This is a genomic window from Umezawaea tangerina (assembly GCF_003002815.1).
Classification (GTDB): Bacteria; Actinomycetota; Actinomycetes; order Mycobacteriales; family Pseudonocardiaceae; genus Umezawaea; species Umezawaea tangerina.
Genome location: NZ_PVTF01000018.1, coordinates 65,415 through 78,943, shown reverse-complemented (window position 1 = coordinate 78,943; position 13,529 = coordinate 65,415). Strand labels below are relative to the sequence as shown.

Genomic DNA, 13,529 nt, shown 5'->3' with positions numbered 1-13,529 from the left:
GTGAAAAGGGGGTGGCGCACATGGTAACCGAAAGCGTACAGTGTGCCCAGAACGGGAACACTGTTCCCAACTCGAAGGGGGAGTCGCATGCGTGAGGTGGAGGTCCTGGTCGTGGGCGCCGGGACGGTGGGGTTGACGACGGCGTTGTTCCTGGCCAGGCACGGGGTCGGAGCGGTCGTGGTCGAGCGACATCCGGGTCTCTCGCGCCATCCGCGAGCGTTTGCGGTGAACGGCCGCAGCGCGGAGCTGTTCCGCGAGGCGGGCGTCGAGTCCGCGCTGGTGGAGGCGTCGGCGCGGTTGGCGAGCAGCCAGGGGGTGCTGACGGTGACGACGCTGGCCGCGGCCGACGAGTCGTCCGCGGTCCGCGTCGGGGTCACAGCGGATCTCAGGGTGGAGGCCGACCGGATAAGCCCGGCGCTGCTGGGCACCTGCCCGCAGAACCTCATCGACCCGGTGCTGCTGGCGGCGGCGCGGGACCAGGGCGCGACCGTCCACTTCGGCGTCGAGCTGCAGTCCCTGCGCCAGGACGAGTCCGGTGTGGTCGCTGAGCTGCACGACAGGTCCACCGGGGAGCGCCAGGAGGTCAGGGCCCAGTACCTGGTGGCCGCCGACGGTGCCGCCAGCACCGTGCGCAAGCTGCTCGAGATACCCACGACCGGCCCCGGTGAGCTGGGTGGCCACATGATCAACGTGCTGTTCCGCGCCGACCTGGCCGAGGTCGTCGGCGACCTGGAGTTCGCGATGTGCACGATCGAGAACCCGGAGTCGAGCGGCATCCTCATCCCGGTCGACAACGTGGACCGCTGGATCTTCCACATCCCGTACTCCACAAAGGACGGCACGAAGCCCTCCGACTTCCCGCACGACCGCTGCCGCGAGCTGGTGGTCGCGGCCATCGGATCGTCCGATGTGGACGTCGAGGTCCTCGGTGTCCTGCCGTGGCAGTCCACCGCGGTGACCGCGACCAGGTTCAGCGAAGGCCGTGTCCACCTCGTGGGCGACGCCGCGCACGTCGTCCCGCCCACCGGCGGTTTCGGCCTCAACACCGGCCTGGCCGACGCCCACAACCTCGCCTGGAAGCTCGCCGCCGTCCTGAGCGGCCAGGCAGGGCCCGCCCTGCTCGACACCTACGAGTCCGAACGCCTGCCCATCGCCCTCTCGACCATGGACCAGGCCGTCCTCCGCGGCCACCACCGCGAGCTCCACTGGGACCTCAGCCCCGCCAGGGCCGCCGACCGCGCCGCCGTCGGCATGGAGCACCTGTTCGTCACCGCGTTCGGCTACCAGTACAGATCCACCGCCGTGCTCGACCCCAGGCCGACCTCACCCTCGACCGAACACGTCGAACAGGTCCTCGACGGCTCCCCAGGCACCAGGGTCCCGCACGTCCGCCTGCTCAAGAACGGCCAGGCGATCTCCACCGTCGACCTCTCCGCCGGCGCCTTCACCCTCCTCACTGGCCCCGAAGGCGCCGCCTGGGCCACCGCCGCCAAAACAGTCGCCACCCACTCCGACCTCTTCATCCAAACCTGCGTCATCGGCCCCACCGGCGACGCCCAGGACCCCGACGCCACCTGGCCCACCACCTCCGGCGTAGGCACCCACGGCGCCCTCCTCACCCGCCCGGACGGCTTCGTCGCCTGGCGCACCCCAACCTCCAGCCCCACCCCCGAACACACCCTCAGCCAGGTCATCGACCACCTGCTCCACCGCCAACCCCAAACCACAACCACCTAGCCCCGCCCCACGAAGTGCTCAGGCCGGATGGGGTAGGACACCGACGGCAAGGACGGCGACCACAACTCGTGGTGCTCCTCCTCGACAGCAACAACCTGCTGTCGAGGAGGAGGCCCACCGATGGCCAAACCACCCAGAGCCTCCCCGTCTGGCGGATCCGCGTCGGGCGGGAATGACTCCGACAGGGATCCTGCGCGGCCACGGGATCACCTTCCAGCACACCCCAACCTGAAAGGACTTCACCGCCCCAGACGCCGAGCGCGGCCGGGTGCCGGGTTTCGGTACGCAGGCGCCAGCGGGTTTGCAGTAGGGCACAGAGGCCGGACTTCGCTGGGCCGAGCCGCAGTGACTGGCTCTGGGACTGGCTCTGGGAATCGGCCAGTTGGCATCTGGGCACGGGGCTGTACCCCTCCGCCCGCGGTGAGGTGCCATTGCTCGCTCATCGGTACTACTGCTTGTCGGTACTGCCTGCTGCCGCACCACCCCGCGCTGCTGCTCGGCACCAACTCCGCCCTACCGGCTCTCACCACTCAGGCTTGCCCGCCAACTAGGACCAACCCTCGGACCGCCCACCCGCGCTGCTGGCCGCTACCGACACCTCCGCCCCGAGCCACGCCGAAGCTCACCCGCCGAAGCTCACCCGCCGAAGCCCACGTGCCCAAGCTCACCCGCCGAAGCCCACCTGCCCAAGCTCACCCGCCGAAGCTCACCTGCCCAAGCTCACCTGCCCAAGCTCACCTGCCGAAGTTCACCTGCCGAAGTTCACCTGCCGAAGCCCACCTGTCGACGCCAGCCAGCCTCTTGCTGTCCGCTCGCACTGGCCGCCCGGCGCCGCCCCCACCCCACCCGGTCCCACTAGCCCAAGCCCGTCCACCGGTGCCCGCCTGCACCTCTACTGCCATCCGGAGCCGCTACTCGGAGCCCACTCAACTTGAACGGGGTAAGCCCGTCACCAGCGATGCCCGCCTCGCATCACCCCCCACACCCCACCCACCGCCAAGCCCCGACCGCCTAAAAACCAAAGACCCCCGGCCACCAGGGCGCGGAGGTCTTCGGGCGGAACAGGCTCAGGTCAGAGTTTGACCGGGTAGTGGGGTTCCGGGACGACGGGGTTGATGCGGTGTTCGATGAAGATGCCGTGCCAGATCATGAAGACCAGCAGGGCCCAGATGCGGCGGCTGTGGTCCTGCACGCCGGAGCGGTGTTCTTCGATGATGCGGCGCACGGCGGCCTTGTCGATGTACTGGTCCGTTCCCGAGTCCGCGACGATCTGCAGCGCCCACTCGTGCATCTCGTCCTTCAACCAGTGCCGGATGGGCACGGGGAAGCCGAGTTTGCGGCGGTTGATGACGTGGGGCGGGATGATGTCGCGGATGGCTTGGCGGAGGGCGTACTTGGTGGTGTCCTTGGTGATCTTCAGTTCGGAGGGGATCTGGGAGGCGATCTTGAAGACCTCGGGGTCCAGGAAGGGGACTCGGAGTTCCAGGGAGTTGGCCATGGTCATCTTGTCGGCCTTGACCAGGATGTCGCCGCGCAGCCACGTGAAGAGGTCGACGTGCTGCATGCGGGTCACCGGGTCCCAGTGGGCGGACTCGCGGTAGGGCTGGGCGGTGGCGTCCTTCTGCGTGACGGACGGGTCGTAGGTGCGGAGCACCGCGCGGACCTGGTCGTCCATGAAGATGCGGGCGTTGCCGTAGTAGCGCTCCTCCAGCGTGAGCGCGCCGCGGCGCAGCAGGTCCTTGCCGCGCACGCCCTGCGGGATCTTCGTGGAGACCTTGCCCATGGCCTTGCGCAGGGCGCCGGGGACCTTCTCGAACGGGGCGAGGGACAGCGGTTCGCGGTAGATCGTGTAGCCGCCGAACAGCTCGTCGGCGCCCTCGCCGGACAGCACCACCTTGACGTGCTGGCGGGCCTCGCGGGCGATGAACCACAGCGGGACGAGGGCGGGGTCGGCGACCGGGTCGTCGAGGTACCAGGTGATGAGCGGCAGGGCGTCCATCATCTCCTGGGCGGTGACCGTCTTGACCACGTGCTTGACGCCGATGGCGGCGGCGGACTCGGCGGCGACGTCGATCTCGGAGAAGCCGGAGCGCTCGAAACCGGTGGTGAACGTGATCAGGTCCGGGTTGTGCTCCTTGGCCAGCGCGGCGATGACCGTGGAGTCGATGCCGCCGGACAGGAACGAGCCGACGGTCACGTCGGCGCGCATGTGCTTGGCGACGGAGTCGCGCAGGACGTCGGTGATCTCGTCGTAGAGGCGGTTGGCCTCGGAGTCGCCGCGCACGGTGCGGGTGCGGAAGGTGGCGGGGAAGTACCGCTCGGTGACCGGCTTGCCGCCGGGGCGGATGGTGAACGAGGTGCCGGACTCGATGCGGTGCACCTGGGTGTGCAGCGACTCGGGCTCGGGCACGTACTGCAGGATCAGGTAGTGCTGCAGCGCCTTGACGTCCAGCGCGGGCTGGATGCCGATGGTGGGCGCGAGCTCCAGGACGCTCTTCTTCTCGCTGGACAGCGCGACGCCGTTCGGGCCCGCCGCGTAGTACAGGGGCTTGATGCCGAACGGGTCCCTGGCGCCGAAGACGACCTTGCGCTGGGAGTCCCAGATGAGGAACGCGAACATGCCGCGCAGTCGGGCCACGGCGGCCGGGCCGAGGTAGTGGTAGGCCGCGACGATGGTCTCGGTGTCGCCGTCGGTGGTGAACCGGGCGCCGTACTTGCTGGTCAGCTCCGCGCGCAGCTCGAGGTAGTTGTAGATCTCGCCGTTGAACAGGATCGTGTACCGACCCGGCTCCTCCGGCGGCCCCCACGGCAGCGGCTGGTGCGAGTGCTCGATGTCGATGATCGACAGGCGGTTGAAGCCGAAGACGACCTCGTCGCCCTGCCACGTCCCGCTCTCGTCCGGCCCGCGGTGCCGTTGGCAGCGCAGTGCGGCGGCCACAGCCGACCGCGCGTGCTCTGCCTCGTTCCTGCCAGGGCTAACCAGTCCCACGAAGCCGCACACAGCGATTGGCACCTTTCGTGTCGCGTAAGGAAGGCACCAGTATGCCGGGGTCGCTCGGTGTGACCGAAACTGCACTACGGCGCACTGCCCCCGAGGGGTGGGCCTCACCGTGCTGGGCTACGCTCCCGCATGATCCCGGCCAGGACTTCCTCTTGGTCGGACAACGTGTTTCACCGGCCCGCAGACCACCACCGCGGGCCGTGCACCGTCTTTGAGGAGGCGCGAGCAGTGGGCCTGAAGGAGGGCACCAGGGCAGCACGGACGGCCAAGGTCGCCGGGCTAGTCGGCCTGGTCGGCATCGGGGCCACCGGTTGCTCCACGGAAGAGGTCATGCGCTTCGGATGGCCCGTGGCCGTCACGCCGCAGGCCGAGAGGATGCGCGAGCTGTGGACCTGGTCCGTGGTCGCCGCGCTGGTCGTGGGTGTGATCGTCTGGGGGCTGATCCTGTGGTCGGTCGCGTTCCACCGCAAGAAGAGCGAGGAACTGCCCCGTCAGACGGCGTACAACCTGCCGCTGGAGCTCGTGCTCATCGTCGTTCCGACGATCATCGTGGCGGTTCTCTTCTACTTCACGGCGATCACCCAGAACTACGTCACGGACAAGTCGAAGCCGGCTGACGTGACGGTCGACGTGATCGCGTTCCAGTGGAACTGGGAGTTCCAGTACCCCGGTTTCAAGGCCGAGGACACCAACGAGGCCGTGCGGACGACCGGCGCGTCGGGCGAGGTCCCGCTGCTGGTGCTGCCCGCGGGCAAGTCGATCCGCTTCACGCTGAAGTCGACCGACGTCATCCACTCGTTCTACGTCCCGGAGTTCCACTTCAAGCGGGACGTCTTCCCGGAGCCGGACAAGAACAACCAGGACAGCGTCTTCCAGATCGACCGGATCGACCGCCCCGGCTCGTTCGTGGGCCGCTGCGCCGAGCTGTGCGGCACCTACCACTCCATGATGAACTTCGAGGTCCGCGCCCTGGAGTCGGCGGACTTCGACAAGTACATCAAGCTGCGCCAGCAGGTGAACGAGAAGACCGGCCGCACCTACACCGCGGCCGAGGCGCTCACCGAGCTGAACTGCGCCGACTGGTGCACGCCGCACGCTACGACGACCGAGCCCTTCAACACCGATCGGACCGCCCGCGAGGCGTCCGGCGGGTCGAAGTAAGTCCGGGTAGCGAGCGCGGAGAGCGAGGAACAACCCCATGAAGGTCGAAGCCCGGATTTTTGACTTGATCACCGCCTTCTCGTTCCTGATGGCCGTGGTCTACGGCGTCTGGTCCAAGGAGCCGGTGGGCATCGTGGCGCTGGCGCTGACCGGTGGGCTGGCGTTGATCGTCGGCACCTACTTCCGGTTCGTGTCGCGGCGCATCGAGCAGCGTCCCGAGGACAACCCGAACGCGGAGATCAGCGACGGCGCGGGCGAGCTGGGCTTCTTCAGCCCCGGCAGCTACTGGCCGATCGGTCTCGCCGCGTCGGCGGCCATCGCGGGCCTGGCGCTGGCGTTCTGGCACATCTGGCTGCTGGTGATCGCGGTCGTGCTGGTCCTGATCATGGTGGGCGGCCTGGTGTTCGAATACCACACCGGCCCCGGCCACGAGTAAGCACCGACGGACAGCGGAAGGCCCCCACGGGATCCCGTGGGGGCCTTCTCGCGTCCTGGGTGGACCGGGTGTCAGGCGGCGCTGGGGGTCGCCTGGTAGTTGTCCACGTAGTCCTGACCGGACAGCTCGAGGATGTTGTAGACGATCTGGTCGGTGACCGAGCGCAGCACCGGCAGCGAGTCCTGCATGCCCGCGTAGCGCGAGAAGTCCAGCGGCTTGCCGAACCGGACGGTCACCGGGACGATCTTCGGCAGCTTCCGGCCGACGGCCATGACCTTGTCCGTCCCAACCAGACCGATCGGCACCACCGGTGCGCCGGACTCCAGCGCGATGCGCGCCACACCCGTGCGGCCGCGGTGCAGCATGCCGTCCAACGACCTGGTGCCCTCGGGGTAGATCCCGAACGCGTCGCCGTCGGCCAGCACCTTGATCACGGTGTCCAGCGAGTCGCGGGCGGACCGGCCCTGGCCGCGGCGCACCGGGATGTTGCCCATCCCGCTGAAGAACCACCGGGACACAGCGCCGCGGAAGCCGGTGCCCTCGAAGTACTCCGCCTTCGCGAGGAAGTACACCCGCCTCGGCACGACGATGGGGATGACCATGCTGTCCACGAACGACAGGTGGTTCGCGGCCAGGATCACCGGCCCTGTCCCCGGGATGTTCTCCAGACCCTCGACCGTCGGTCGGTACACCATCCGCGCGATGGGGGCGACCACTCGCGTCATGACCGTGGACAGCAGTGTCATAACTCCTCGCTCGCTAGGGTTCGGCCGCGTGGGAACCCCACAGGTGCGGCCTCGCGTTCCTGTGCACACCAGCATGGGCCTGGTTCGTTGCGCGGGCATTACCCGAGTGACTGAAACCTCAGACGAACCACCTCAAACAGCCCGAACGGCCGAATCAGGCGGCGGGTCCGGCCTTCAGCTCGGTCGACCGGGTGGCCCAGCGGCGCAGCAGGTCCGCCGCGGCACCGGAGTCGATGGCCTCGGCGGCCCGGCCCAGCCCGGCCGCCAGGTCGGCGTGCAGGTCGGCGGACAGGCCGCTGTGCGCGGCGATCGCGCCCGCGGCGTTGACGAGCACGGCGTCGCGCACCGCTCCGGGCTTGCCCGACAGCAGCTCGCGCACGACCTCGGCGTTGACCGCCGCGTCACCGCCGCGCAGGTCCTCCGGCAGCGCCGGGCGGACGTCGAGGCGGGTGGGGTCGATCACGTCGGTGCGCACCGTCCCGCCGTCGGCCACCCACACGGCCGTCGTGGTCGTGGTGGTGATCTCGTCCAGGCCGTCGTCGCCGCGGACCACGAGCGCGGTCCGGCCGCGCCGGGCGAACACCCCCGCGATCAGCGGTGCCGCGTTGGCGCGCGCGCAGCCGACGAGGCCGACCGCGGGCTGCGCGGGGTTCGTCAGCGGGCCGAGCAGGTTGAACACCGTGGGGATGCCGATCTCCTTGCGGGTCGGCCCGGCGAAGCGCAGCGCGGGGTGGAAGATCGGCGCGAAGCAGAACCCGACCCCCAGTTCCGCGACCGTCGCCTGCACGCCCGCGGGCGGCAGGTCGATCGCCACGCCCAGCGCCTCCAGCACGTCGGCCGTGCCGCACTGCGACGAGGCGGCGCGGTTGCCGTGCTTGACGACCGGCACGCCCGCGGCGGCGGTGACGATCGCCGCCATCGTGGAGATGTTGACCGACCCGGAGTTGTCGCCGCCGGTGCCGACGATGTCCACGGCGCGCACGTCCACGGTGAAGCGGCGCGCGTGCTCCAGCATCATCGTGGCGAAGCCGTCGACCTCCTCGGGCGTCTCGCCCTTGGAGCGGAGCCCGACGGCGAACGCGGCGATCTGGGAGGGCGTCGCGGACCCGGTCATCACCTGGTCCATGGCCCAGCCGGTGTCCTCGGCGGACAGGTCGGCCTTGTCGATGAGCTGGTTCAGCAGTAACGGCCAGGTCCTGGTCATGACCCGGCTCTCAGCCGCGCACGACGGGCAGCGACACCGTGGTCCGCAGCACCTCGGCCACGGTCTCGGCGGCGGCCAGCGGGTCCAGCGGGTGCACGATCACCGCGTCCGCCTGCGACCAGGTGGCGAGCCACCGGTCGTCCCGGCGCCGCACCGCGACGACGATCGGCGGGCACTCGGTGATCTCGTTCTTCAGCTGGCGGGACAGGCCCATGCCACCGGTCGGCTGCGCCTCGCCGTCGAGGATGAGGAGGTCGGCGTTGCTGTTGTCCACCTCGTAGAGGACCTCGGCGATCGTGCCTGCCTCGATGTAGTCCACCTTGCCCAGATCCGGGGCGGGGCGGCGACCCACGGCCGTGATGATCGTCTCACGCACCTCGGGGCGGTGGCTGAACACCAGGATCTTCGTGGTCGGCGTGCTCATGTGGACGATCCTCCGGCGGGTCGGGTGACCAGGTGCGCCGATGTTATCGGCCTAGGCGGGCCGTGGTTGCAGCGCGTCCCACCCCGTGGCGTCCCCGCCGAGCCGCTGGGCCAGACCGGCCATCCGCGAACGCTCCTGCGCGCAGTGCAAAGCGTCCAGCCGCTGCACCCTCAGCGCGTGCAGGTGGTCGCCCCCGCGGTCGCTCGGGCGCAGCTCCCAGCCGTCCTGCGCGAGCATCGTCGCGGCGCGTTCGACCTGGTCAGGGGGTAGGGCGAGGTGGTGGCGGAGCACCGCTGGCTCGTCGGGCCGCCACGCCGGGGACCGGGCGAGCACGGCCGAGTCGGCCTCCGCCGGGTCGAACGCCTCGGCGACCACCACGAGGTCGGGGGAGTCCACCAGGACTTCGGAAACCCGTCCCCTTCCGACCAGTTCGCGCAACCGGTCCAGCAGCCCCATGGGATTTGCCACCCTCCGTGATTTCGGACGCCCGCTGACCCGGTCCGGACCCGATGGGCGGACGGAAAACCTGCAAGCAATAATGCGTCACGTGACAACGGCAGCGCCTTCCACCGGCCAGCGCGTGCACTCGCTGAACCGCCCGAACATGGTCAGCGTCGGCACGATCGTTTGGCTGTCCAGCGAGCTCATGTTCTTCGCTGGGCTCTTCGCCATGTTCTTCACGGTGAAAGCCCAGAACGAAGGTGTCTGGCCCCCGGAGCCGACCGAGCTGAACAGGCCCTACGCCCTGTTCTTCACGGTCATCCTCGTGGCCTCCTCCTTCACCTGTCAGTGGGGGGTGTTCGCCGCCGAGAGGGGCGACGTCTTCGGTCTGCGCCGCTGGTACGTGGTGACGCTGATCATGGGCGCGATCTTCGTCGCGGGTCAGGCAGGTGAGTACTACACGCTCGTGCACGAGGGCACCACGATCCCCAGCTCCGCCTTCGGCACCGTCTTCTTCCTCACCACCGGTTTCCACGGTCTGCACGTGATCGGCGGCCTCATCGCGTTCGGGTTCCTGCTCATCCGCACCAAGCTGAGCAAGTTCACCCCGGCGCAGGCGACCTCCGCGATCGTCGTGTCGTACTACTGGCACTTCGTCGACGTCGTCTGGATCGGCCTGTTCGCCGTCATCTACATCGTGCCCTGACCCACCACGAGCACGAGCCCCGAACTGACAGCAAGGGTTGCCGCACACATGACCACCAACACCAAGAGGGCCCGGACGCGCACCAAGATGCGGCGGCGGATCTCGGGCCTGCTCGCGCTCGGGTTCGCACTGCTCAGCGCGGGTCTCCTGTTCACGGCCCTCGCGCCGAACCCGCAGACCGCACAGGCGCAGGACGACCCGGCCCTCGTGCGGCAGGGTGAGCAGCTCTACAACAACACCTGCCTGACCTGCCACGGCGCGGCGCTCGACGGCGTCAAGGACCGCGGGCCGAGCCTCATCGGCGTCGGCGAGGCCGCGGTGTACTTCCAGGTCTCCAGCGGCCGCATGCCGATGGCCCGCCAGGAGGCCCAGGCCCAGCGCAAGCCGGTGAAGTTCACCCCCGAGGAGATCGACGCGCTCGGCGCGTTCATCCAGTCCAGGGGCGGCGGCCCGGAGGCCCCCGAGGAGAAGGGCGCGGCCCTGCGCGGCGACGAGCCCGCCCGCGGCGGCGAGCTGTTCCGCCTCAACTGCGCGGCCTGCCACAACTTCACCGGTCGCGGCGGCGCGCTCTCGTCCGGCAAGTTCGCGCCCGAGCTGGACGGCGTGACCGAGGAGCAGCTGTACACCGCGATGCTCACGGGCCCGCAGAACATGCCGAAGTTCTCCGACCGGCAGCTCACGCCGGAGGAGAAGAAGGACATCATCGCGTACATCAAGTCGGTCACCGACGGGAACAACAACCCCGGCGGTGCCGCCCTCGGCGGGTTGGGGCCCGTATCCGAGGGTCTGATCGCGTTCATCGTGGGGATCGCCGCCCTGATCGGCGTGACCCTCTGGATCGGAGCCAAGGCATGAGCGGCGACACGCCGACCGAGCTGCCCACCGAGGACGAGCTCGGGCAGATGAGCAGGGACGAGCTGGTCAAGCTCGGTCTGAAGATGGACGGCGTCGAGCTGGTCCACTACGAGGACAAGTGGCCCGTCAAGGGCACCCGCGCGGAGAAGCGGGCCGAGCGCACGGTCGCGCTCTGGTTCCTCATCGCCGCGCTGGGCGGCGTCGCGTTCCTCGCGGCGTTCCTGTTCTGGCCGTGGCAGTACGAGCCCCCGACGAGCGACCGCCACCTGCTCTACAGCCTGTACAACCCGATCATCGGCATCACGCTGGGCATCGCCATCCTGGGTCTGGGTGTGGGCGCTCTGCTCTACACCAAGAAGTTCATCCCGGACGAGCTCGCGGTCCAGCAGCGCCACGACGGCCCGTCGGCCCAGGTGGACCAGGCGACCGTGCTCGCGGAGCTGGCCGACGCCGGCGAGCGCAGCACCCTCGGCCGCCGGTCGCTGATCAAGAAGACCGCAGGCCTCGGCGCGGGCGTCTTCGGCCTCGGCGTGCTGGCCGTGCCGCTGGGCGGCCTGCTGAAGAACCCGTGGAAGGACAGCGACAGCTCCAAGTCGCTGTGGCACACCGCGTGGAAGCCGGAGAACGGCGAGAAGGTCTACCTGCGCCGCCACACCGGCAAGTTCCACGAGGTCGAGCTGGTCCGCCCCGAGGACCTCGAGGCCGGTGGCTTCGAGACCGTCTTCCCGTTCCGCGAGTCCGAGCGGAACAACGAGGAAGCCCTCGTGCACGCGATCAAGAGCGCCGACGGTCCGGTCATGCTGATCCGCCTCCGCCCCGGCCAACCGGTCGTCAAGCGTGCAGGTCAGGAGGACTTCAACTACGGTGACTTCTACGCGTACTCGAAGATCTGCACCCACTTGGGCTGTCCGACCTCGTTGTACGAGCAGCAGACCGGCTTGCTGCTCTGCCCGTGCCACCAGTCGCAGTTCGACGTCTTCCACTACGCGAAGCCGCGGTTCGGTCCGGCCACCCGTGCCCTCCCGCAGCTGCCGATCACGGTGGACGAGGACGGATACTTGATCGCTCGCGGCGACTTCATCGAAGCCGTGGGTCCGGCGTTCTGGGAGCGTAAGTCATGAGTGCCATCACCACTCCGACGAAGCAGCCCAACGCGGCCGCTCGTGCGGCCGGCGGGGCCGCGAAAGCCGCTGACGAGCGTTTCCACTTCGCGGGCGGCATGCGCAAGCAGCTGAACAAGGTCTTCCCGACGCACTGGTCGTTCCTGCTCGGCGAGATCGCGCTGTACAGCTTCATCATCCTGCTGCTGTCCGGCACCTACCTGGCGCTGTTCTTCGACCCCTCCATGCAGGAGGTCGTCTACAACGGCACGTTCCAGAACCTGCAGGGCATCGAGATGTCCCGCGCGTTCGAGTCGACCCTGCAGATCTCCTTCGAGGTCCGCGGCGGCCTGTTCGTCCGCCAGGTGCACCACTGGGCCGCGCTGCTGTTCATGGCCGCGATCGTCGTGCACATGTTCCGGATCTTCTTCACGGGCGCGTTCCGCCGCCCGCGCGAGATCAACTGGGTCATCGGCATCCTGCTGTTCATGCTCGGCGCGATCGAGGGCTTCCTCGGCTACTCGCTCCCCGACGACCTGCTCTCCGGCACCGGCCTCCGCGTGATGGCGGCGCTGCTGATCTCGTTCCCGGTCGTCGGCACCTGGATCAACTGGCTGGCCTTCGGCGGCGAGTTCCCCGGCACCGAGATCATCCCCAGGTTCTACACGCTGCACATCCTGCTGATCCCCGCGATCATCCTGGGTCTCGTGGCGGTCCACCTGGCGCTGGTCTGGTACCAGAAGCACACGCAGTTCCCCGGTGTCGGTCGCAAGGAGACCAACGTCGTCGGCGTGCGCATCATGCCGGTGTTCGCGGCCAAGGGCGGCGGCTTCTTCGCGGTCGTCGTCGCGGTCACCGCGATCATGGGCGGTCTGTTCCAGATCAACCCGGTGTGGAACTTCGGCCCGTACAACCCGGCGCAGGTGTCCGCGGGCGTCCAGCCCGACTGGTACATGGGCTGGACCGACGGCCTGATCCGGCTGTGGCCCGCGTGGGAGCTCTACCTGGGCAACTACACGATCCCGGCGGCGTTCCTGCCGTTCATCCTCGGTCTGCCGCTGCTGACCCAGGTCGCGGCGTTCTACCCGTGGATCGAGAAGAAGCTCACGAAGGACTACGCGCACCACAACCTGCTTCAGCGCCCCCGCGACGTGCCGGTGCGCACCGCGCTCGGCGCGATGGCGATCTCGTTCTTCATGGTCCTGCTGCTCTCGGGCGGCAACGACATCATCGCCGTGAAGTTCGACATCTCGCTGAACGCGCTGACGTGGGCCGGTCGCGTCGGCATGCTGCTGGTGCCGCCGCTGGCGTACTACATCACCTACCGCCTGTGCCTCGGCTTGCAGCGCGGTGACCGCGAGGTGCTCGAGCACGGTGTCGAGACCGGCATCATCAAGCGCCTCCCGCACGGCGAGTTCATCGAGGTCCACCAGCCCCTCGGCCCGGTGGACGACCACGGCCACCCGCTGCCCCTGACCTACCAGGGCGCACCGCTGCCGAAGAAGATGAACAAGCTGGGCTCCGCGGGCCACCCCGTGGCGGGCAGCTTCCTCACGCCGGACGCCCCCGAGGAGACCACCGCTCTGGCGAACGCCCGCGCGGCGCACGGTGTCTCCGAGGAGATCTCCGCCGAGAACAAGCCCGCCGAGCTGGCGGGCAAGCCGCAGCAGCCCGACGCCTGAGGTTCGACCCAAGAGGAGGGCCCCGCACCGGATCAA

Annotated in this window: 12 protein-coding genes; 7 read left to right on the top strand and 5 right to left on the bottom strand. The window is 69.0% G+C overall.

Going from position 1 to position 13,529, the window contains the following annotated elements; translation table 11 throughout:
• The first annotated feature begins 87 nt into the window (after positions 1-87).
• Positions 88-1,737: an FAD-dependent oxidoreductase gene (locus CLV43_RS41315; RefSeq protein ID WP_106195541.1), complete on the top strand. Its 1,650-nt coding sequence runs from the start codon at positions 88-90 to the stop codon at positions 1,735-1,737.
• Between the two features lie 1,072 nt (positions 1,738-2,809).
• Here CLV43_RS41315 and asnB read toward each other — a convergent pair.
• Positions 2,810-4,738, bottom strand: coding sequence for an asparagine synthase (glutamine-hydrolyzing) (asnB, locus tag CLV43_RS41310; RefSeq protein ID WP_106195538.1), 1,929 nt, complete (start codon positions 4,736-4,738; stop codon positions 2,810-2,812).
• A 228-nt stretch (positions 4,739-4,966) separates the two neighbouring features.
• Between asnB and ctaC the strand changes: the two genes are divergently transcribed.
• Together ctaC and CLV43_RS41300 are read left to right on the top strand one after the other, a co-directional pair.
• Positions 4,967-5,899: an aa3-type cytochrome oxidase subunit II gene (gene ctaC, locus CLV43_RS41305; RefSeq protein WP_106195535.1), complete on the top strand. Its 933-nt coding sequence runs from the start codon at positions 4,967-4,969 to the stop codon at positions 5,897-5,899.
• Positions 5,900-5,936: 37 nt separating this feature from the next.
• The gene (locus tag CLV43_RS41300) at positions 5,937-6,335 is read left to right on the top strand and encodes a cytochrome c oxidase subunit 4 (RefSeq protein ID WP_106195532.1); all 399 of its coding nucleotides are present in this window, start codon (positions 5,937-5,939) and stop codon (positions 6,333-6,335) included.
• Positions 6,336-6,406: 71 nt separating this feature from the next.
• Here the strand turns inward: CLV43_RS41300 and CLV43_RS41295 are convergent, their stop codons facing one another.
• From CLV43_RS41295 to CLV43_RS41280, 4 genes are all read right to left on the bottom strand, one after another.
• Entirely contained in the window at positions 6,407-7,075 is a 669-nt protein-coding gene (locus CLV43_RS41295; protein ID WP_106195709.1) for a lysophospholipid acyltransferase family protein, read from the bottom strand.
• 160 nt (positions 7,076-7,235) lie between these two features.
• A complete protein-coding gene (trpD, locus tag CLV43_RS41290) occupies positions 7,236-8,285 on the bottom strand; it encodes an anthranilate phosphoribosyltransferase (protein ID WP_106195529.1) in 1,050 nt (349 codons plus the stop codon).
• 10 nt (positions 8,286-8,295) lie between these two features.
• Positions 8,296-8,709 carry a hypothetical protein gene (locus tag CLV43_RS41285; RefSeq protein ID WP_106195526.1) on the bottom strand — a complete coding sequence of 138 codons (414 nt, stop codon included), beginning with the start codon at positions 8,707-8,709 and terminating at the stop codon, positions 8,296-8,298.
• Between the two features lie 51 nt (positions 8,710-8,760).
• Positions 8,761-9,165 carry a hypothetical protein gene (locus CLV43_RS41280; protein ID WP_106195523.1) on the bottom strand — a complete coding sequence of 135 codons (405 nt, stop codon included), beginning with the start codon at positions 9,163-9,165 and terminating at the stop codon, positions 8,761-8,763.
• A gap of 82 nt (positions 9,166-9,247) precedes the next feature.
• Between CLV43_RS41280 and ctaE the strand changes: the two genes are divergently transcribed.
• The 4 genes from ctaE to qcrB are packed head-to-tail and all read left to right on the top strand — an operon-like array spanning position 9,248 to position 13,493.
• The gene (gene ctaE / locus CLV43_RS41275; protein WP_106195520.1) at positions 9,248-9,856 is read left to right on the top strand and encodes an aa3-type cytochrome oxidase subunit III; all 609 of its coding nucleotides are present in this window, start codon (positions 9,248-9,250) and stop codon (positions 9,854-9,856) included.
• A 48-nt stretch (positions 9,857-9,904) separates the two neighbouring features.
• Positions 9,905-10,711: a cytochrome bc1 complex diheme cytochrome c subunit gene (gene qcrC / locus CLV43_RS41270; RefSeq protein WP_106195517.1), complete on the top strand. Its 807-nt coding sequence runs from the start codon at positions 9,905-9,907 to the stop codon at positions 10,709-10,711.
• On the top strand, positions 10,708-11,832 hold the full coding sequence (qcrA, locus tag CLV43_RS41265; RefSeq protein WP_106195513.1) for a cytochrome bc1 complex Rieske iron-sulfur subunit: 1,125 nt from the start codon (positions 10,708-10,710) through the stop codon (positions 11,830-11,832). Before qcrC ends, qcrA begins: the two co-directional genes overlap by 4 nt.
• Entirely contained in the window at positions 11,829-13,493 is a 1,665-nt protein-coding gene (gene qcrB / locus CLV43_RS41260; protein ID WP_106195510.1) for a cytochrome bc1 complex cytochrome b subunit, read from the top strand. The genes qcrA and qcrB overlap by 4 nt, the downstream gene beginning before the upstream one ends.
• Positions 13,494-13,529 lie beyond the last annotated feature (36 nt).

Bases quoted from the DNA above. Each gene is read 5' to 3' on its own strand.
- qcrB (WP_106195510.1), top strand. From the start codon at position 11,829: ATGAGTGCCATCACCACTCCGACGAAGCAGCCCAACGCGGCCGCTCGT.
- CLV43_RS41315 (WP_106195541.1), top strand. From the start codon at position 88: ATGCGTGAGGTGGAGGTCCTGGTCGTGGGCGCCGGGACGGTGGGGTTG.
- CLV43_RS41280 (WP_106195523.1), bottom strand. From the start codon at position 9,165: ATGGGGCTGCTGGACCGGTTGCGCGAACTGGTCGGAAGGGGACGGGTT.
- CLV43_RS41285 (WP_106195526.1), bottom strand. From the start codon at position 8,709: ATGAGCACGCCGACCACGAAGATCCTGGTGTTCAGCCACCGCCCCGAG.
- qcrA (WP_106195513.1), top strand. From the start codon at position 10,708: ATGAGCGGCGACACGCCGACCGAGCTGCCCACCGAGGACGAGCTCGGG.
- trpD (WP_106195529.1), bottom strand. From the start codon at position 8,285: ATGACCAGGACCTGGCCGTTACTGCTGAACCAGCTCATCGACAAGGCC.
- CLV43_RS41300 (WP_106195532.1), top strand. From the start codon at position 5,937: ATGAAGGTCGAAGCCCGGATTTTTGACTTGATCACCGCCTTCTCGTTC.
- qcrC (WP_106195517.1), top strand. From the start codon at position 9,905: ATGACCACCAACACCAAGAGGGCCCGGACGCGCACCAAGATGCGGCGG.
- ctaE (WP_106195520.1), top strand. From the start codon at position 9,248: ATGCGTCACGTGACAACGGCAGCGCCTTCCACCGGCCAGCGCGTGCAC.